Source organism: Streptomyces sp. NPDC050164, assembly GCF_044459945.1.
Lineage (GTDB): Bacteria > Actinomycetota > Actinomycetes > Streptomycetales > Streptomycetaceae > Streptomyces > Streptomyces coeruleorubidus_A.
On the sequence record NZ_JBITJK010000013.1, the window covers coordinates 58,674 to 77,767 of the forward strand.

Annotated in this window: 15 protein-coding genes; 14 read left to right on the plus strand and 1 reads right to left on the minus strand. The window is 71.8% G+C overall.

From position 1 onward, the window contains the following. The first annotated feature begins 25 nt into the window (after nt 1-25). From ACIBNA_RS19440 to gatB, 8 genes are all read left to right on the plus strand, one after another. Complete coding sequence (locus tag ACIBNA_RS19440) at nt 26-724, plus strand: SDR family oxidoreductase (RefSeq protein WP_399166420.1); 699 nt, start codon at nt 26-28, stop codon at nt 722-724. A 29-nt stretch (nt 725-753) separates the two neighbouring features. Further along, a complete protein-coding gene (locus ACIBNA_RS19445) occupies nt 754-1,761 on the plus strand; it encodes a methionine synthase (RefSeq protein ID WP_399166421.1) in 1,008 nt (335 codons plus the stop codon). Between the two features lie 15 nt (nt 1,762-1,776). Beyond that, nucleotides 1,777-3,972, plus strand: a complete 2,196-nt coding sequence (ligA, locus tag ACIBNA_RS19450; protein ID WP_399166422.1) for an NAD-dependent DNA ligase LigA — start codon at nt 1,777-1,779, stop codon at nt 3,970-3,972. Between the two features lie 257 nt (nt 3,973-4,229). Continuing rightward, nucleotides 4,230-6,527, plus strand: coding sequence for a putative bifunctional diguanylate cyclase/phosphodiesterase (locus ACIBNA_RS19455; protein ID WP_399166423.1), 2,298 nt, complete (start codon nt 4,230-4,232; stop codon nt 6,525-6,527). Nucleotides 6,528-6,851: 324 nt separating this feature from the next. After that, on the plus strand, nt 6,852-7,148 hold the full coding sequence (gatC, locus tag ACIBNA_RS19460; protein ID WP_004925108.1) for an Asp-tRNA(Asn)/Glu-tRNA(Gln) amidotransferase subunit GatC: 297 nt from the start codon (nt 6,852-6,854) through the stop codon (nt 7,146-7,148). A 6-nt stretch (nt 7,149-7,154) separates the two neighbouring features. Further along, nucleotides 7,155-8,654 carry an Asp-tRNA(Asn)/Glu-tRNA(Gln) amidotransferase subunit GatA gene (gene gatA / locus ACIBNA_RS19465; RefSeq protein WP_399166424.1) on the plus strand — a complete coding sequence of 500 codons (1,500 nt, stop codon included), beginning with the start codon at nt 7,155-7,157 and terminating at the stop codon, nt 8,652-8,654. Further along, the gene (locus ACIBNA_RS19470; protein WP_019329755.1) at nt 8,651-8,890 is read left to right on the plus strand and encodes a hypothetical protein; all 240 of its coding nucleotides are present in this window, start codon (nt 8,651-8,653) and stop codon (nt 8,888-8,890) included. The genes gatA and ACIBNA_RS19470 overlap by 4 nt, the downstream gene beginning before the upstream one ends. Nucleotides 8,891-8,905: 15 nt before the next feature. Next, the gene (gene gatB / locus ACIBNA_RS19475) at nt 8,906-10,420 is read left to right on the plus strand and encodes an Asp-tRNA(Asn)/Glu-tRNA(Gln) amidotransferase subunit GatB (protein ID WP_399166425.1); all 1,515 of its coding nucleotides are present in this window, start codon (nt 8,906-8,908) and stop codon (nt 10,418-10,420) included. Nucleotides 10,421-10,475: 55 nt separating this feature from the next. Here the strand turns inward: gatB and ACIBNA_RS19480 are convergent, their stop codons facing one another. After that, nucleotides 10,476-11,279, minus strand: coding sequence for an SAM-dependent methyltransferase (locus ACIBNA_RS19480; RefSeq protein WP_399166426.1), 804 nt, complete (start codon nt 11,277-11,279; stop codon nt 10,476-10,478). Nucleotides 11,280-11,469: 190 nt separating this feature from the next. On the opposite strand from ACIBNA_RS19480, the gene ACIBNA_RS19485 reads away from it, so the two are divergent. From ACIBNA_RS19485 to ACIBNA_RS19510, 6 genes are all read left to right on the plus strand, one after another. Beyond that, nucleotides 11,470-11,889, plus strand: a complete 420-nt coding sequence (locus tag ACIBNA_RS19485) for a hypothetical protein (RefSeq protein ID WP_399166427.1) — start codon at nt 11,470-11,472, stop codon at nt 11,887-11,889. Nucleotides 11,890-12,081: 192 nt separating this feature from the next. Beyond that, complete coding sequence (locus ACIBNA_RS19490; protein ID WP_399166428.1) at nt 12,082-14,328, plus strand: MMPL family transporter; 2,247 nt, start codon at nt 12,082-12,084, stop codon at nt 14,326-14,328. Further along, nucleotides 14,306-14,881, plus strand: a complete 576-nt coding sequence (locus ACIBNA_RS19495) for a GNAT family N-acetyltransferase (protein ID WP_399166429.1) — start codon at nt 14,306-14,308, stop codon at nt 14,879-14,881. The genes ACIBNA_RS19490 and ACIBNA_RS19495 overlap by 23 nt, the downstream gene beginning before the upstream one ends. 35 nt (nt 14,882-14,916) lie before the next feature. After that, nucleotides 14,917-15,447, plus strand: a complete 531-nt coding sequence (locus ACIBNA_RS19500) for a hypothetical protein (RefSeq protein ID WP_399166430.1) — start codon at nt 14,917-14,919, stop codon at nt 15,445-15,447. Between the two features lie 200 nt (nt 15,448-15,647). Next, the gene (locus ACIBNA_RS19505; RefSeq protein WP_399166431.1) at nt 15,648-15,833 is read left to right on the plus strand and encodes a hypothetical protein; all 186 of its coding nucleotides are present in this window, start codon (nt 15,648-15,650) and stop codon (nt 15,831-15,833) included. A 206-nt stretch (nt 15,834-16,039) separates the two neighbouring features. Beyond that, nucleotides 16,040-19,084, plus strand: a complete 3,045-nt coding sequence (locus ACIBNA_RS19510; protein WP_399166489.1) for an AAA family ATPase — start codon at nt 16,040-16,042, stop codon at nt 19,082-19,084. The last annotated feature ends 10 nt before the right edge of the window (nt 19,085-19,094 follow it).

The following is a 19,094-nucleotide window of genomic DNA, read 5'->3' on the forward strand; positions in this document are numbered from 1 at the left end:
TGCGTGATCCTCGCGTGATGCGAGCATGGCGGGCATGGCTACTCATGTGATCACCGGAGCCGGCTCCGGCATCGGCGCCGCCGTGGCCCGCCGTCTGCACGCGCGCGGGGACGACCTCGTGCTGCACGCGCGCGACGCGGGCCGCGCCAAGGAGCTGGCGGCCCAGTTCCCCGGGGCGAAGACCCTGGTCGGCGACCTGGCCGACCCCGACAAGCTCTCCTGGTCCTTCTCCCACCAGTCGCTGCCCGACCGCGTGGACTCGCTGCTGCACATCGCCGGGGTCGTCGACCTCGGCCCGGTCGGCGAGCTCACCCCGAAGACCTGGCGCCACCAGCTCAACGTCAACCTCGTCGCCCCGGCCGAGCTGACCCGCCACTTCCTGCCCCAGCTGCGCGCCGCCCGGGGCCACGTGGTCTTCGTCAACTCCGGTGCCGGCCTGAGCGCCCACGCCGACTGGTCCGCGTACGCCGCCTCCAAGCACGGTCTGAAGGCCCTCGCCGACTCGCTCCGCCACGAGGAGCACGCGGGCGGCGTCCGCGTCACCTCGGTCTACCCCGGCCGCACGGCCAGCCCCATGCAGGCCAAGGTCCACCGGCAGGAGGGCAAGGAGTACGACGCCTCGAAGTGGATCGACCCCGAGTCGGTCGCCACGACGATCCTGATGGCCCTGGACCTGCCGAGGGACGCCGAGGTCAACGACCTGACGGTACGACCGGGGAGCTGACCGGCCGGGCCGCTGCGTAGGCTGCTCCGGTGAGCGAAAACAGCCAGTTCAGGTTCGGTGCCGCAACAGGTGTCGGCTCCATGCCCGGGGGCGACGCCAGGGAAGCCGCCAGAACCGTCACCGGAACCTTCGAGGACTTCCCCTACCTGCCCGAACTGCCCGCCCGCGGGCCCGGCGCGGACATGATCGGGCGGACCGCCGGCATGCTCGTCGAGTTGTACGCGCGCGTGGAGCCCAGCGGCTGGCGGCTCGGCGACCGCCCGGGGAGGGACACCAAACGGGCCCGCTCCTGGCTCGGCCAGGACCTCGACGCGCTGGAGGAATTCACGCAGGAGTACACCGGGCCGCTGAAGGTCCAGGCCGTCGGGCCCTGGACCCTCGCCGCCAACCTGGAGTTGCGAGGCGGCGAGGCCGCCCTCTCCGACCCCGGAGCCTGCCGCGACCTCGCCGCCTCCCTCGCCGAGGGACTCCGACTGCACCTCGCCGAGGTCCAGCGGCGGGTCCCCGGCGCGCAGCTAGTCCTCCAGCTCGACGAGCCCTCCCTCACCGCCGTGTTGCGCGGCCAGGTGAAGAGCGCCAGCGGCTACCGCACGCACCGGGCCGTCGACCGGCAGATCGTCGAGGGCGCGCTCCGCGACGTCGCCGCGGTGCACGCCGGCGGCCCGGTCGTCGTCCACTCCTGCGCACCGGACGTCCCGTTCGCCCTGCTTCGCCGGGCGGGCGCGGCGGCCGTCTCCTTCGACTTCTCCCTGCTCACCGAGCGTGACGACGAGGTGATCGGCGAGGCGGTGGAGGGCGGCACCCGGCTCCTCGCCGGTGTCGTCCCGACCACGGAGGGCCCATTGTCAGACCCTGCCGGTAGCGTCATGGGTGTCAGGACGCTGTGGCGCAGGCTGGGGCTGTCACCGGGGCTTCTCGCGGAGGCGGTCACGCTCACGCCGGCGTGCGGACTCGCGGGGGCCTCCCCGGGTTACGCGCGCACGGCTCTCGCCCACTGCGTCCGGGCGGCGAGATCCCTCGCGGACAACCCAGAGTAACGGGAGGACGACACGGTGGCCGGCGACAAGCAAGCGGAGACGACGACGGTGCCCGCCGAGGCACGGGAGAAGCACGCGCGCCTCGCGGAGCAGATCGAGGAGCACCGCTTCCGCTACTACGTGAAGGACGCTCCCGTCGTCAGCGACGCGGAGTTCGACCAGCTGCTGCGTTCCCTGGAGGCCCTTGAGGAGGAGTTCCCGGAGCTGCGCACCCCGGACTCGCCGACCCAGAAGGTCGCCGGCTCGTACGAGACGGAGTTCACGGCGGTCGAGCACCGCCAGCGCATGCTCTCCCTCGACAACACCTTCAACGACGAGGAGCTCGCCGCCTGGTCGGAGCGCATCGCGAGGGAACTGGGCGAGCAGGACTACCACTTCCTGTGCGAGCTGAAGGTCGACGGCCTCGCCGTGAACCTCACCTACGAGCACGGCCGTCTCACCCGCGCGGCGACCCGCGGCGACGGCCGCACCGGCGAGGACATCACTCCGAACGTCCGGACGATCGCGGAGATCCCGGAGCGCCTCAAGGGCGACTCGGTCCCCGACCTCGTGGAGATCCGCGGCGAGGTCTACTTCCCGATGGAGAAGTTCCAGGAGCTCAACGCCCGTCTGGTCGAGGCCGGTGACAAGCCCTTCGCCAACCCGCGCAACGCGGCGGCCGGTTCACTGCGCCAGAAGGACCCGCGCGTCACGGCCACGCGCCCGCTGCACATGGTGGTCCACGGCATCGGCGCCCTGGAGGGCTTCACCGGCCTGACCCGCCTCTCCCAGGCCTACGACCTGCTCAAGACCTGGGGCCTGCCCACCTCCCGGCACAACAAGGTGGTCGACGGCCTCGACGGCGTACGGGAGTTCATCGCCTACTTCGGCGAGAACCGCCACTCCGTGGAGCACGAGATCGACGGCGTGGTCGTCAAGCTCGACGAGATCCCGCTCCAGGGCCGCCTCGGCTCCACCTCGCGCGCACCGCGCTGGGCGATCGCGTACAAGTACGCGCCGGAGGAGGTCAACACCAAGCTCGTCAACATCCGCGTGGGCGTGGGCCGCACGGGCCGCGTCACGCCGTACGCCCAGGTCGAGCCGGTCACGGTCGCGGGCTCCGAGGTCGAGTTCGCCACGCTGCACAACCAGGACGTGGTCAAGGCCAAGGGCGTCCTCATCGGTGACACGGTGGTGCTGCGCAAGGCCGGTGACGTCATCCCCGAGATCCTCGGGCCGGTCGCCGACCTGCGCGACGGCAGCGAGCGCGAGTTCGTGATGCCGAGCGAGTGCCCCGAATGCGGTACGGCTCTGCGGCCGATGAAGGAGGGCGACGTCGACCTGCGCTGCCCGAACGCCCGTACCTGCCCGGCCCAGTTGCGCGAGCGTCTGTTCTACCTCGCGGGCCGAAAGGCGCTGGACATCGAGCACTTCGGCTACGTCGCCGCGGCCGCCCTCACCAAGCCGCTGGAGCCCGAGGACCCGCCGCTGGTGGACGAGGGCGACCTGTTCGACCTCGCCGTCGAACAGCTGCTGCCCATCAAGGCGTACGTCCTCGACCCGGACAGCGGTCTGCCCAAGCGCGACCCGAAGACCGGCGAGGAGAAGGTCGCCACGATCTTCGCCAACCAGGAGGGCAAGCCCAGGAAGAACGCGCTTGCCATGCTGGAGAACATCGCGGCGGCCAAGCAGCGCCCGCTCGCCCGGATCATCACCAGCCTGTCGATCCGTCACGTCGGCCCGGTCGCCGCCGAGGCGCTGGCCCGCGAGTTCCGCTCGATCGAGCGCATCGACCAGGCCACGGAGGAGGAGCTGGCGGCCACCGAGGGCGTCGGCCCGACCATTGCCGCCTCCCTCAAGCAGTGGTTCGCCGAGGACTGGCACCGCGAGATCATCCGAAAGTGGAAGGCCGCCGGCGTCCGCATGGAGGAGGAGAGCACCGGCGAGGACGAGGGGCCGCGCCCGCTCGAAGGACTCACCGTCGTCGTCACGGGCACCCTCGAACACTTCACGCGGGACGGCGCCAAGGAGGCGCTGCAGAGTCGCGGAGCGAAGGTGACCGGCTCGGTTTCGAAGAAGACGTCGTTCGTCGTTGTGGGTGACAGCCCTGGATCGAAATACGACAAGGCGATGCAGCTGAAGGTTCCGGTCCTGAACGAGGAGGGTTTCGGGGTCCTTCTGGAACAAGGGCCGGACGCGGCGGCCGAAGTCGCCCTTTCGGCTGAGGAGTAGCGGTTGAAGGCCACCCGATCGGCGCATACCAGATGCATACGGGTGGCCGGGGCGCATTCGGGCAACCGTCGGCGACCGCTGCCCGTGGAAGCCTTCTGCGGCCTACTGTTGAGATGTGCGCCTGCCGTGCCCAGCTGCGGTCGGGGCATCTTCGTGCTCGCGGAGCACGGGGAAGGGTTTTCCAACGCGGGCCGCCCGAGGGTTGTCGGGCACCGGGCCGCGGGGCGTGGGCACCGCCGGCTGTGAGAGGGACGGGAATGGAACCGACCGAGAGCGCCGTGCCGGGCTCACGGCTGCGTCTGCGTCGCATGGCGGTCGTATGGCGTGCAGTCCGTGGGACGGGCCGGCCGGCGGGGCGTCCGGGCGCGGAAGTGCGCGCCGTCGGACAGTACACCGCGGACGGACGCAGCTCCGGGGGGCGCGCCGCGGCGGACGGCCGTGGCGCCGCACAGCCGGTCACCGACCGCACGTCCGGCCTGACCGGCGAGGACGCGGACACGGAACGGCACCTGACCTGGCCCGCGCTGCCCGCGGCGGTCGTCGCGGCGGCCGGGTTCGTCCTGGGCGCCGGCTTCTACCGCGCCTTCACCGGCGACCACGCGCTCTTCCCGTCCGGCACGGCCGGCTGGGCGCTGGCCGTGCTGACCGGCATCATCGTCGGCCACCTCGTCATGCTCGGCCGCTCCCGCTGGTGGGGCGGCACCGGCTCGGGCGCCGCCCTCACCCTCGCCGTGCTGCTGCTGTACGGCTGGGTACCGGCCGGCATGGTCAGCCTCACGGTCGTCGTGCTGGTCGGCATAGCCCGCCGCAACCGCTGGCGCCAGGGCATCCTGCACGGGGCGGCCGACCTCCTCGGCATCGGCGCCGGCGCCCTGGTGCTGGGCGTCTTCGGATCCATACCGTCCGTCGAGTCCCCATCGGATCCGGACAGCTGGACGCTCTACACCGCGTCCGAGGTGGTCATGGTCGCCGTCGCCTACCTGGCGGTCAGCCGCGTCCTGCTGTGGTACCTGCACGCCCCGCGCTCCGGCCTGCCCACCGTCGCCCGCACCGCCCTGGTCAGACAGGGCCTGGTCGCGGTCGCGCTGCTGGGGATCGCGCCGCTGGTCTGCGTGGTGGCCACGGCCAAGCCGATCCTGCTGCCGCTGTTCTCCATCCCCCTCATCGCCCTGGACTCCACGCTCTGGATAGCCCGGGCCCGGGCCGAGGAGCAGCTGCGCGACCCGCTGACCGGGCTGCCCAACCGTCAGTGGCTCCTGGAGCGCATCTGGACCGCGCTGGACGATGCCGAGCGGATCGACGCGCGCGCCGCCCTGATGCTGATCGACCTGGACCGTTTCCGGTCGGTCAACGACACGCTCGGTCATCTGGCCGGTGACCGGCTGCTCCTCCAGATCGCCGACCGGCTGCGGGTGGCGCTGCCGCGCGGGGCGGAGGCCGCACGGCTCGGCGGGGACGAGTTCGCCGTCTTACTGCCGGTCGCCGACTCCACGACGTCCGCGACCCGGATCGCCCGCAACCTGGTCGCCGCGCTCAGCTCCCCGCTCGACCTCGACGGCCTCACCCTCGTCCTGGAGGCCAGCGCCGGGGTCGCCGTCTTCCCCGACCACGCGCTGGACGCCGAAGGGCTGCTGCGGCGGGCGGACGTGGCGATGTACCAGGCGAAGCGGGACCGTACGGGCGTGGAGGTCTACGAGTCCAAGCGCGACTCGAACACGCCGGACCGGCTCGGTCTGCTGGGAGACCTCCGCAGGGCGCTGGACGCCCACGAGGTCGAGCTGCACTACCAGCCCAAGGTCCGCTTCGACGGACAGGTCGCGGGTCTGGAGGCCCTGGTCCGCTGGGTGCACCCCGAGCGGGGCAAGGTGCCGCCGGACGAGTTCATAGCGATCGCCGAGTCCTCCGGCCTCATGCCCCATCTCACCGAGTACGTCCTGGAGACCGCGCTCGCCCAGGTCGCGCGGTGGCGGGCGCAGGGACTGTTCGTCCCGGTCGCGGTCAACGTCTCCCCGCGTGACGTCCACACCCCCGGCTTCGCCGGCTCGGTCGCCGCGCGGCTGGCCCGGCACGGCGTCCCGGCGGGAGCGCTCCAACTGGAGATAACGGAACACGTCCTCCTGGAGGACCCGCAGCGCGCCGCCGACACCCTCAACGGGCTGACCGGGCACGGCGTGAAGATGTCCCTGGACGACTTCGGCACGGGCTACTCGTCGCTGGTGCACCTGCGCAAGCTCCCGGTCAGCGAGCTGAAGATCGACCGCTCCTTCGTCGCCCGGCTCGCCGTCGACACCGAGGACGCGGAGATCGTGCGCTGCACGGTCGACCTCGCGCACTCCCTCGGCCTGCTCGTCGTCGCCGAGGGCGTCGAGGACGACGAGACCTGGGAGCGCCTGCGCGACCTCGGCTGCGACGCCGTCCAGGGCTGGCTGGTCGCCGCCGCGATGCCCCCCGAGGAGACCACGGCCTGGCTCCGCGCCCGGGGTTCCCGCGGCTGGCAACGCCCCCGGGCGGCCCTCCCGGCGGCGACGGCGGACGACTCGGGCCGCATCGTCTAGGTCCCGGACCGGACCGATTCGGTCACCGGCCCTGAAACCACTCCGGCGGGCCGGGCCACCGGCGTCAGGGAAACCGTTTCACGGTCACAGCTGCCCGCCCCATAGGATTAGGACCTGGCGCCACATTCCCGCCTGCCGTGCGACGCCTGGCACGCACGCTCGCCGCGTTGCCGAATCGTCCACGTGGCTGTGCCACGAGGACGCTCCGGCGCCTTGCGATCGCTCGCGCCGGACGCCGCACGGCCCGCCCTCCGGGCGGACGACGGGAATGTGACGCCAGGTCCTAGGCCCAAACCACACACACTCACCCCAGAGGATCGCTGCATGCCTGGCATCACGCGCGAGGAGGTCGCCCACCTCGCCCGGCTGGCGCGTCTGGAGCTGAAGCCCGAAGAGCTCGACCACTTCGCGGGACAGCTGGACGACATCATCGGCGCGGTGGCCCGCGTCAGCGAGGTCGCCGACCAAGACGTACCGCCGACCTCGCACCCGCTCCCGCTGACGAACGTCATGCGCCCGGACGAGGTCCGTCCCTCGCTCACCCCCGAGCAGGCGCTCTCCGGAGCCCCGGCCCAGGAGCAGCAGCGTTTCAAGGTGCCGCAGATCCTGGGGGAGGAGTAACCCGCCATGACGGACAGCCCCATCATCAAGCTCACGGCCGCCGAGACCGCCGCGAAGATCGCCTCCGGCGAGCTCACGGCCGTCGAGGTCACCGAGGCCCACCTCGCCCGGATCGAGGCCGTCGACGAGAAGGTGCACGCCTTCCTGCACGTCGACCGCGAGGGCGCGCTCGCCCAGGCCCGTGCCGTCGACGAGAAGCGGGCCAAGGGGGACAAGCTCGGTCCGCTGGCCGGTGTTCCCCTGGCGCTCAAGGACATCTTCACCACCGAGGGGATCCCGACCACCGTCGGTTCGAAGATCCTCGAAGGCTGGATCCCGCCGTACGACGCGACCGTCACCAAGCGGCTGAAGGCCGCCGACGTGGTGATCCTCGGCAAGACCAACATGGACGAGTTCGCCATGGGGTCCTCCACCGAGAACAGCGCCTACGGCCCGACCGGCAACCCCTGGGACCTCACCAAGATCCCCGGCGGCTCCGGCGGCGGTTCCTCCGCCGCGCTCGCCTCCTTCCAGGCCCCGCTCGCCATCGGCACCGACACCGGCGGCTCCATCCGCCAGCCCGCCGCCGTCACCGGCACGGTCGGCGTGAAGCCGACGTACGGCGGGGTGTCGCGCTACGGCATGGTCGCCTTCTCCTCCTCCCTCGACCAGGGCGGCCCCTGCGCCCGCACGGTCCTGGACGCGGCCCTGCTGCACGAGGCGATCGCCGGTCACGACCCGATGGACTCCACCTCGATCGACGCCCCGGTCCCGCCGGTCGTCGAGGCCGCCCTGAGCGGCAGCGTCGAGGGCATGCGCGTCGGCGTCGTCAAGCAGTTCCGCGGCGAGGGCTACCAGGCCGGCGTCATCCAGCGGTTCGACGAGTCGGTCGCGCTCCTCAAGGAGCTGGGCGCCGAGATCGTCGAGCTGGACTGCCCCTCCTTCGACCTGGCGCTGTCGGCGTACTACCTGATCGCGCCGTCCGAGTGCTCCTCCAACCTCGCCCGCTTCGACGGCCTGCGCTACGGCCTGCGCAGCGGCGACGACGGCACGCACTCCGCCGAGGAGGTCACCTCCCTCACGCGCGAGGCGGGCTTCGGCCCCGAGGTCAAGCGCCGCATCATGCTCGGCACGTACGCGCTGAGCTCCGGCTACTACGACGCGTACTACGGCAGCGCCCAGAAGGTCCGCACGCTCATCAAGCAGGACTTCGACAAGGCGTTCGAGCAGGTCGACGTGATCGTCTCCCCGACGACCCCGACCACCGCCTTCGCGATCGGCGAGCGCGCCGACGACCCGATGGCGATGTACCTCGCCGACCTGTGCACCATCCCGACCAACCTGGCGGGCAACGCGGCCATGTCGCTGCCGTGCGGCCTCGCCCCGGAGGACAACCTCCCGGTCGGACTGCAGATCATCGCCCCGGTCATGAAGGACGACCGCCTCTACAAGGTCGGCGCCGCCGTCGAGGCCGCCTTCGTGGAAAAGTGGGGTCACCCGCTGATCGAGGAGGCTCCGTCGCTGTGAGCGCACTGTCCAAGGCCAAGGGCTTCAAGAAGTCCAAGTCCGGTCTGTACGTGTCGATGGCCACGTCGGCCTTCGGCGCCGTCGGTGTCTACAAGCAGATCAAGAAGGCCCGCGGAGACAACGACACGCTGCGGCTGCTCGACGCCGTCGTGACCGGTGCCGCCGTCGTCACCAACCTGGCCATTCTCTACCGCGAGCTGAAGCGGCTGGGCGACGACGACGTCCTGCTGGGCTGAGAGGGAAGTTTCACCGTGACCACCACGACAGACCTGGTGTCGTACGAGGAAGCACTCGCGTCGTACGACCCCGTCATGGGCCTCGAGGTCCATGTCGAACTCGGCACCAAGACCAAGATGTTCTGCGGCTGTTCGACCGCCCTCGGGCAGGACGCCAACGCGCAGACCTGCCCCGTGTGCCTCGGCCTGCCCGGCGCGCTCCCGGTCGTCAACGCGACCGGCGTCGAGTCCGCGATCAAGATCGGCCTCGCCCTGAACTGCGAGATCGCCGAATGGTGCCGCTTCGCCCGGAAGAACTACTTCTATCCGGACATGCCGAAGAACTTCCAGACCTCCCAGTACGACGAGCCGATCGCCTTCAACGGCTACCTCGACGTGCAGCTGGAGGACGGCGAGACCTTCCGCGTGGAGATCGAGCGCGCCCACATGGAGGAGGACACCGGCAAGTCCACCCACGTGGGCGGCGCGACGGGCCGTATCCACGGCGCCTCGCACTCGCTCCTGGACTACAACCGCGCCGGCATCCCGCTCATCGAGATCGTCACCAAGCCGATCGTCGGCGCGGGCGAGCGTGCCCCCGAGGTGGCGAAGGCGTACGTCCGTGAGCTGCGCGAGGTCATCAGGGCGCTCGGCGTCTCCGAGGCCCGTATGGAGATGGGCCAGATGCGCTGCGACGTGAACCTGTCGCTGCGCCCGAACGGCACCGAGAAGTTCGGCACGCGTTCCGAGACGAAGAACGTCAACTCGCTCAGGTCCGTGGAGCGCGCGGCCCGCTTCGAGATCCAGCGGCACGCGGCCGTGCTGAGCAGCGGCGGGACGATCGTCCAGGAGACCCGGCACTTCCACGAGGACACGGGGTCCACGACCTCGGGCCGGGTGAAGGAGGAGGCCGAGGACTACCGGTACTTCCCCGAGCCCGACCTGGTCCCGGTGGCGCCGTCGCGCGAGTGGGTCGAGGAGATCCGGGCCGGACTGCCCGAGCTGCCGCTGGTCCGCCGCAGCCGGCTCCGCGAGGAGTGGGGCGTCTCGGCCACCGACATGCAGGCGATCCTCAACGCCGGTGCGCTGGAGCCGATCGTCGCCACCATCGAGGCCGGGGCCGACGCCACCTCCGCCCGCAAGTGGTGGATGGGCGAGCTGGCCCGCAGCGCCAACGAGTCGGGCAAGGCGCTCGACGAGCTGGCGATCACTCCGCAGCAGGTGGCCCGGGTCACCGAGCTGGTCGCGAAGGGTGACCTGAACGACAAGCTGGCCCGTCAGGTCATCGAAGGCGTCCTCGCGGGCGAAGGCACCCCGGACGAGGTCGTCGACAAGCGCGGTCTGAAGGTCGTCTCCGACGAGGGCGCGCTCACCGCCGCCGTCGAGGAGGCCATCGCCGGCAACCCGGCCATCGCGGACAAGATCCGCGGCGGCAAGGTGGCCGCGGCCGGCGCGCTGGTCGGCGCCGTCATGAAGGCGACCAGGGGCCAGGCCGACGCGGCCCGCGTGAAGGAGCTGATCCTTCAGAAGCTGGGCGTCAGCGAGGGCTGACCTCCCGCGGACCCGAAAGGGGGGATGCACCAAAACCGGTGCATCCCCCTCTCAGCTACTTACGGCGTCCCACGACCCGCACGAAGCCCAGCGTGCCGCCCTGGTCGAGGCGCAGCATCTCGGCGGACCGACCGGCCATCCGGATGTGGAACTCGTCCGTGTGCTCCTCGGCCACGACCTCGGACCACCGCAGCCAGTCGCGCCAGCCGTCCTCCAGCCAGTCGGCCGTCTCGACCTCCACAGCCCCGCTGCGGGTCCAGTGGCGATGCCACCAGGCGGCAGTGTGGAAGCACCAGAATCCCGGCTCCCAGTACGGCTTGAGGTGCTCCGGCGGCTCAGCGCCGTCGATCTCCTCGCGCAGCGCCGGTGCGACGACGCCGATCCGCCCGCCCGGCTTCAGCAGCCGGGTCAGCGTGGGCAGATACAGGTCGTCGGTGCCGAAGTAGTGGTACGCGTCGACGGAGACGATCGCGTCGAACGTCCCCTCGGCGAACGGCAGGTCGTGCGCCTCGGCGAACACGGGCATGACACGGTCCGCGACGCCGGCCTCGGCGATACGGGCCGCGTTCTCGTCGGGCTTGACCCACAGGTCGGCGGCGGTGACCTGGACGTCGTACTCCTTGGCCAGGAAGATCGACGTCATGGCGCGACCGCAGCCCAGGTCGAGCACGCGGGCGCCGGGGCTCAGCGTGTCGAGCCCGAGAGCCGGGGCCAGCCACTCCAGCAGCCACAGCGCGTGCGGGCCCATCTGGTTCTCGATGGTCCAGCGGGCGTCGTAGCGGTTGCTGCGCGGGTAGCGGGGGTGGCTGACGCGGTCAGTGAGGCGGTCGTTCGAGGTCCGGGAAGTGATGTCCGACATCGGTGAACGGGCTCCTTGAGTCCTTGAGGAAAAAGGGGGATGCGTCGGAGCTCGGTCGGACCGTCAAACAATGCACCTGCTTCGGCTGGGCGGCGGGGTGCCGCGGGCGTACCTCGGACCAGCGGACGCTAACAGCCGGCCCGTCGGCCCCGCACTCGGTTTTCCCACCCGACGCGCTACCGTCTCGGCCATGAGTGGACGCGCTGATTCCGACACCGATCCTGAGATAACGGACCCGGAGGCAGCCGCCGCGCAGGACACCGAGCCGGATGCCGTCCCGGACGAGCCGGATGCTGTCCCGGACGAGCCGGATGCCGTACCGGACGAGGCGGACGACGAGCCGGACGACGCCGATGATCCGGCGGAGGGCGCGCGGCGGGCCCGCTGGACGGCCGTCGGCACCGGCGCCGTCCTGGCCCTCGCGGGGCTGGCCGCGGCACTGCTGCGCCTCACCCGCTCCGCACCGGCGCTCGTCCCGGCGGCGTACGCCGGCGGAGCGGCCGTCTGCGCGGGCGCCGCCGTGCTGGGCTCCCGGGGACGCACCCGGCGGGCGCTGTGGCTGCTGATCGCGGGCGCGATGGTGATGGCGCTGGGGGACCAGTTCGACTGAGGGCGACAGAGTTCACCTGATGTCCTGTGAGCCGTCTCTCCCGGTTGTGAATAAGCCCACGAATGCGACAAATGATCTCGTGTGCCTGTAAGAGTGGCTTCGCATTGCTCATGCGTTCTTTGCGGGCTGTTCAGTTCATGGACGACTGCTCCCGGTCAAAGATCCAAAAAAGTCACCCTGGGAGCACGTTTCGTGGCAGCCCTCGCACGCTGGTGTGTCCGACGCCGTCTGGTCAGCGTTCTGCTCTGGCTCCTCGCCTTCGCGGGGGTCGCCGCTGGCGCCGCGGTCGCCGGCTCCGCGTACTCGAACGACTACCAGGTCCCCGGCACCGAGTCGGGCCGCGCCAGCCAGCTGCTGCACGAGGACTTCCCGCAGCTCGGCGGCGACAGCGACACCGTCGTGTGGCACACCACGTCCGGCAGCGTCCGCGCCACCGACGTCGAACAGACGATGACCCGTGCCCTGGAACGCGTCGAGAACCTGCCCGGCGTGGCCTCCGTGACCAGCCCGTACGACGGGCCGGGCGCGGGACGCGTCAGCGCGGACGGCCGTACGGCGTACGCCACGGTCACCTTCGACGACCAGGCGCAGGACATCAACCGGTCCGAGGCGCAGGCCGTCGTCGACACCGCGAAGAGCGCGGAGACCGACGGGCTCCAGGTGGAGCTGGGCGGCAGCGCCGTCGCGCTCACCGAGTCCTCCGGGGGGCACCTCGCCGAGGTCATCGGCGTGGTCGTCGCCGCGGTCGTGCTGTTCCTCGCCTTCGGCTCGCTCGCCGCGTCCCTGCTGCCCATCGCCACCGCCCTGGTCGGCGTCGGCACCGCCTACGCCGGGATCGTGCTGCTCGGGCACGTCATGACCGTCGCCGACTTCGCCCCCATGCTCGGCATGCTGATCGGGCTCGGCGTCGGCATCGACTACGCGCTGTTCATCGTGACGAGACACCGGCGCGGGCTGAAACGCGGGCTGTCCGTCACCGAGGCGGCCACCAACGCCGTCGCGACCACGGGACGGGCGGTCGTCTTCGCGGGTGCCACCGTTTGCATCGCCCTGCTGGGCATGCTGATCCTGCGGCTGAGCTTCCTCAACGGCGTCGCCATCGCCGCCAGCCTGACCGTGATCCTCACCGTCGCGGCCTCCGTGACCCTGCTGCCCGCCCTGCTGTCCCTCATCGGCATGCGGGCGCTCAGCCGCCGCGAGCGCCGCCGCCTGGCGGAGCACGGGCCCGAACCCGAGCTGCCCACGGGCTTCGCCGCCCGCTGGTCGGCGTTCGTGGAGCGCCACCCCAAGGTGCTCGGGGCGGTCGCGCTGGTGGTCATGGCCGTCCTCGCGCTGCCCACGTTCTCCCTGCACCTGGGCACCTCCGACCAGGGCAACGACCCGAAGACCTCCACCACACGCCAGGCCTACGACCTCCTCGCCGACGGCTTCGGCCCCGGCGTCAACGGCCCGCTCACCCTCGTCACGAAGGTCGACGGAGCCGACGACAAGCTCGCCCTGGGCAACCTAGACGGCACGCTCCGGGCCACCGAGGGCGTCGCCTCGGTGACGCCGGTGACGTTCGACTCCGGCGGCCACACCGCGTACCTGACCGTCGTACCGGAGTCCTCGCCGCAGTCGAAGCAGACCAGCGACCTCGTCGACCGGCTGCGCGAGAAGGTGCTGCCCCGTGCCGAGGCGGGCACCTCGCTCGACACGCAGGTCGGCGGCATGACGGCCGGCTACGACGACTTCGCCGACGTCATCGTCTCCAAGCTGCCCCTCTTCGTCGGGGTGGTGATCGGCCTGGGCTGTCTGCTGCTCCTGCTCGCCTTCCGGTCGATCGGCATCCCGCTGAAGGCCGCCGCGATGAACGTCGCCGCCGTGGCCTCCGCCTTCGGGGTGGTCGTCGCGATGTTCCAGTGGGGCTGGGGCAGCGAACTGCTCGGCCTCGGCAGCGCGGGGCCCATAGAGCCCTTCCTGCCCGTGATCATGGTGTCGGTGCTCTTCGGCCTGTCCATGGACTACCAGGTCTTCCTGGTGAGCCGGATGTACGAGGAGTGGCTGGAGACCGGCGACAACCGGCGTGCCGTCCGGATCGGCCTCGCCGAGACCAGCCGGGTGATCAACTCGGCGGCGGTCATCATGATCTCCGTCTTCCTCGCCTTCGTCCTCAGCGGCGACCGCGTGATCGCCATGTTCGGCATCGCCCTGGCCGCCGCCGTCGCCCTGGACGCCTTCGTCCTGCGCACGCTCCTCGTCCCCGCCCTGATGCACCTGCTCGGCGGCGCCAACTGGTGGCTGCCCCGCTGGCTGGACAAGTGCCTGCCGCGGATCAGCATCGAACCGCCCGAGGCCCGGGCCGCCCATGAGAGGCTGGCCGCCGCGACGGACGCCGAGGTGGCGGACGTCCTGGCGGAGGAGGAGCGGCAGCGGGATGTACGCGATATCCCTGGGTGACGACGGCGCCGAACTGCGGCCCCTTGAGTCCTGGCACGCGGAGGAGTTCTTCGCGCACCTGGAGCGGGGCAGGGAGTTCATCGGGCGGTTCATCAACTTCGGGTCGCAGGAGACGGACGTGGAGTCCGCGCGGGCCATGCTCCAGCGGTACGCCGACATGCGCGCCGCCGACACCCGCTCGCTGCACGGGCTGTGGCTGAACGGCAAGCTCGTGGGCGGCGTACTGTTCCTGAACTTCGACGCCGCGAGCGGCAACTGCGAGGTCGGCTGCTGGCTGGAGCCCGCCGGGACCGGGCGTGGTCTGGTCACCCGGGCGATGCGCGTCCTCATCGACTGGGCGGTCGAAGAGCGCGGCATTCACCGGATCGAGTGGGTCGCCGCCTCGGGCAACCAGCCGAGCCTGAACGTGGCCCGGCGCCTCGGCATGACCCGCGACGGTGTGCGCCGCGAGGCGCACCCCTATGGTGGCGTACGGCACGATCTCGAAGTCTGGTCGGTGCTGGCACCCGAGTGGCGCGCCGCACGCGCGCGTGCCGCTCACGACGATCATTAAGAGACTTCTCAGACAGCGACCCTACGGTGCGAGACATGGCAACGAACGCAGTGGACGAGACCGAGGCCACCGAGGCCACGACCGACGAGAAGGCGGTGGACACCACCAAGTCCGACGAGGTGACCCGGACCGAGGTCCCGGCCGAGGCTGCCGAGACCAAGGAGGAGGGCCCCTCCGGCGTCGGCCAGGGCGCTGCCGCCGTGGTCTCCGCCGCGCTGGGCGTCGTCTCGCTCACCGGCAGCTGGCTCGGCACGGTGGCTGCCGCACGGCAGAACCTCATCGGTCAGCTTCAGACCGCGCAGAACGCGGACGTGGCCAAGCAGATCCAGGCGGTCTACGGCGACGCCTGGCAGACCACCGCCCTGTGGGGCGGCCTGTTCGCGCTGACGGCGCTGGTCGTCGGCGTCTTCGTGCTGGCCCGGCCGGCGTTCGGCACCCCCGGCAGGATCCAGGCCCCCTGGATCAAGTCGGTCGCCTGGGCGGGTGCCGCGCTCGGCGTGATCGGCCTGTTCCTGGCCGTCCTCAAGTACACCGGCATCCTGCTCGGCCTGCCGTCCGCCGGCTGAGTCACCGCAGGTCCTTCAGGGGTCTTAGTGCATCCGTGAGCACCTTACGGAGGCCCTAAGACCCCTCAGCCGTGTCTAAGGCCCCGACCGCCCACGAAGATGCGGAACTCTCCCGATGTGGCAGCCCCGCCTGGGAGACGAAGGTGGAGGCATCGCAGAAAGCGAAGCCCTCGCACCCGACCTCTCCCGAAGGACACGCCATGTACGAGTACGAGTTCCAGCAGATGCGCGCCGCCGACCTCATGCGCCGCGCCGATCACGAGCGCCAGGTCCGCGAGGCCGCCCGGGCCCGCCGCGCCGCCCGTCACGAAGGCGCCGAAGGCTCCGCCGAGCACGAGAGCCATAGCCGCCGCTTCCGCAGGCCCCGGTCCGCCCGGGCCGCGTGAACACGGGGGCGGGGCCGGTCCGGGCTGTGAGCGTCCGTACGGAAGCGGCTGCCGATGCGGTGGCCGTGCGTACGGAAGCGGCTGCCGATGCGGTGGCCGTGCGTACGGAAGCGGGCGCCGGTGTGGTGGCCGTCCGTGGGGAAGCGGGCGCCGGTCCCGCGGCCCGCCGCGGCAAATCCGGTGCCGTGCTGCCGGACGCGCATGCGATGCTCGGGTCCGTGGATACCAGGTCCGTCAGCCCCGTGTTCGTCGGCCGTGCCGAGGAGTTGGGCACGCTTCTCGACGCACTCGCACGCTCCCGCGGGGGAGAGCCGCAGGCGCTGCTCATCGGTGGGGAGGCCGGAGTCGGCAAGACCCGCCTGGTGGAGGAGTTCGCCGCCGCAGCCCGTCACCGGGGCGCGGTGGTCGCACTGGGCGGCTGCGTGGAGATCGGCGCCGATGGACTGCCCTTCGCGGCTTTCTCCACCGCACTGCGCGCCCTGCGCTGCGAACTCCCCGGCGAGCTGGCCGCCGCGGCCGCCGGACAGGAGGAGGAACTGGCCCGGCTGCTGCCCGAGCTGGGCGAGTCGGGTACCGGGCGGCACGACGAGGACGGCATGGCCCGCCTCTTCGAACTCACCGCACGCCTGCTGGAGCGCGTCACCGCCGAGCACACCGTCGTCCTCGCCCTGGAGGACCTGCACTGGGCCGACGCCTCCACCCGGCACCTGCTCTCCTACCTCTTCCGCACCCTGCGCACCGGCCGCCTCGTCGTCCTCGCCACCTACCGCGCAGACGACATCCACCGCCGCCACCCGCTCAGGCCCCTGCTCGCCGAACTCGACCGGCTCCGCACGATCCGCCGCCTCGAACTCGCCCGCTTCAACCGCGACGAGGTGTGCCGCCAGGTCGCCGGCATCCTCGCCCAGGACCCCGACCCGGACCAGGTCGACGCGATCTTCGAACGCTCCGACGGCAACGCCTTCTTCGTCGAGGAACTCGCCGTCGCCGCCCACGAGGGCTGCCGCACGGGCCTGACCGACTCCCTGCGCGACCTGCTGCTCGTCCGGGTGGAAGGGCTGCCGGAGACCGCCCAGCAGGTCGTTCGGATCGTCGCCGAGGGCGGCTCCACCGTCGAGTACCGGCTGCTGGCCGCCGTCGCCCGGCTCGCCGAGGACGACCTCATCGAGGCGTTGCGGGCCGCGGTGAACGCCAGCATCCTCACCCCCGCGCCCGGCGGCGACGGCTACCGCTTCCGCCACTCCCTGGTCCGCGAGGCCGTCAGCGACGACCTGCTCCCCGGCGAGCGCTCCCGTCTCAACCGCCGCTACGCCGAAGCCCTGGAGGCCGACCCGACCCTCGTCCCGGCCGACCAGCACGCGACGCGCCTGGCCAGCTACTGGTATCACGCCCACGACGCGGCCAAGGCCCTGCCCGCCGTCCTCGACGCCTCCGTGGAGGCCCGCCGCCGCCACGCCTACGCCGAGCAACTGCGGCTGCTGGAACGGGCGATGGAACTGTGGGACACCGCCCCCGAAGCCGTACGCCGGAGCCTGCGACCCGTCGACTGCGCCGAGGTCTATCCGCCCTGCGGCGGTCCGGAGGCCACCGCGCTGAGCCACCTCGACCTGCTGGCCGAGGCGGCCGTCGCCGGACGGCTCTGCGGGGAGCGCGAGAGCGCCCTGAAGATCACCAAGAGGGCGCTGCGCCAGCTGGACGAGGAGGACGACCCCCTGCGCGCCGCCTGGTTCTGGATCCAGCGCTCCCGGCTGGTGCAGCGGCTCGCCCGCGGCGACGGCTGGAAGGAGATCGCCACCGCGCAGGACCTGGTCCGCGGCCTGCCGCCGTCCGAGGTGCACGCCGAGGTGCTCGCCACGGTCGCCCACTGGTCGATGCTCCGCCAGCCGGGCCCGGAGGCCCTGACGGCCGCCGAGCGTGCGGTGGAGTACGCGCGCATGGTGGGCGCCGACGACATCGAGTCCAACGCCCGGCTCACCCTCGGCTCACTCATGATCGACGCCGGGCAGATCGAGGCCGGGCTGGCCCACATGTACCAGGTCAAGGACGAGGTCAAGGCCCGGGGGCTCGCGGTGGTCGTGGGCCGCAGCCATGTGAACCTGCCCTCCGCCCTGGAGGGCATCGGGCGCTCCGAGGAGTCCGTGGACGTCCTGCACGAGGGCCTGCGCCTCACCGGCAGGATGGGCCTGCGGGAGGCCGAGGGCTGGGTCTGGGGCAACCTCGCCGAGTCGCTCATCTCCCTGGGCCGCTGGGACGAGGCGGCCGAGGCGGCCGTCAACGCCCAGCGGCGCGGGCAGACGGCCGCGCCGTACGGCTCGGGCGCCAACAGCCTGGCGTTCCTCGCGCTCGCCCGCGGCCGGGCGCCCGAGGCGACTCGCCACCTCGCCGAGAGCCGCGCCTCCTACGGCCCGCACGACCCCATGCCGCAGCACGACCTCCCGATCTCCTGCCTCACCATCGCCGTCGCCGTCGCCGAGGGCCGCCTCCCCGACGCCCGAGCCGAACTGGCCCGCACCCTGGAGTCCGGCTTCCCGCCCGGCACCCAGCGCTACGCCTGGCCGCTGCTGCTCGAAGCCGCCACGGCCGAGGCCGACGCCCGCGCGTTGCCGGCCGCCCGGGACGGTCGTGCGGAGGTCCTGGAGAGCATCTTCGAAGCCGTCAGGTGCCTCACCACGAACGCCCCCGTCTGGCTGGCCCACGAGAAGTGGGTCCGCGCCGAACTCCACCGCGCCGGAAGCGGGAGCACACCGGACACCTGGTCGGAGGTGGTCACCGCCTTCGAACCTCTTCAGCGCCCTTACGACCTCGCCCGCGTCCGGTACCGCCTGGCCGAGTCGCTGCTGACGGGCGGCGGCGAGGCCGGCGAGCGCGACCGCGCCACGGAACTGCTGCGCCTCACCCATGCCGTCGCCCGCCACCTCGGGGCCCGGCCGCTCGCCGACGCCGTCACCGCGCTCGCCCGGCGCGCCCGCCTGCCGCTCACGCCCGCCGCGGAACCGGCCCCCGCCCCCGCGGACCCCGCCGAGGCCCTCGGCCTCACCGGCCGGGAACGGGACGTGCTGCGCCTGGTCGCGGACGGACACACCAACCGCCGGATAGCCGAGGAGCTGTTCATCTCCCCGAAGACCGCGAGCGTCCACGTCTCCAACATCCTGGCGAAGCTCGGCGTCTGCGGACGCGGCGAGGCGGCGGCGGTGGCGCACCGGCTGGGGCTGTTCCCGGCCGAATCCCTCACCTCCGGGTCGACGGGCTGAGGCATACGCT

Excerpts from the sequence above, each read along its gene's own strand:
- ACIBNA_RS19440 (WP_399166420.1), top strand. The coding sequence starts at position 26 with ATGGCGGGCATGGCTACTCATGTGATCACCGGAGCCGGCTCCGGCATC.
- ACIBNA_RS19500 (WP_399166430.1), top strand. The coding sequence starts at position 14,917 with ATGGCAACGAACGCAGTGGACGAGACCGAGGCCACCGAGGCCACGACC.
- ACIBNA_RS19485 (WP_399166427.1), top strand. The coding sequence starts at position 11,470 with ATGAGTGGACGCGCTGATTCCGACACCGATCCTGAGATAACGGACCCG.
- gatA (WP_399166424.1), top strand. The coding sequence starts at position 7,155 with ATGACGGACAGCCCCATCATCAAGCTCACGGCCGCCGAGACCGCCGCG.
- ACIBNA_RS19495 (WP_399166429.1), top strand. The coding sequence starts at position 14,306 with ATGTACGCGATATCCCTGGGTGACGACGGCGCCGAACTGCGGCCCCTT.
- ACIBNA_RS19480 (WP_399166426.1), bottom strand. The coding sequence starts at position 11,279 with ATGTCGGACATCACTTCCCGGACCTCGAACGACCGCCTCACTGACCGC.
- gatC (WP_004925108.1), top strand. The coding sequence starts at position 6,852 with ATGCCTGGCATCACGCGCGAGGAGGTCGCCCACCTCGCCCGGCTGGCG.
- ACIBNA_RS19505 (WP_399166431.1), top strand. The coding sequence starts at position 15,648 with ATGTACGAGTACGAGTTCCAGCAGATGCGCGCCGCCGACCTCATGCGC.
- ACIBNA_RS19455 (WP_399166423.1), top strand. The coding sequence starts at position 4,230 with ATGGAACCGACCGAGAGCGCCGTGCCGGGCTCACGGCTGCGTCTGCGT.
- ACIBNA_RS19510 (WP_399166489.1), top strand. The coding sequence starts at position 16,040 with ATGCTCGGGTCCGTGGATACCAGGTCCGTCAGCCCCGTGTTCGTCGGC.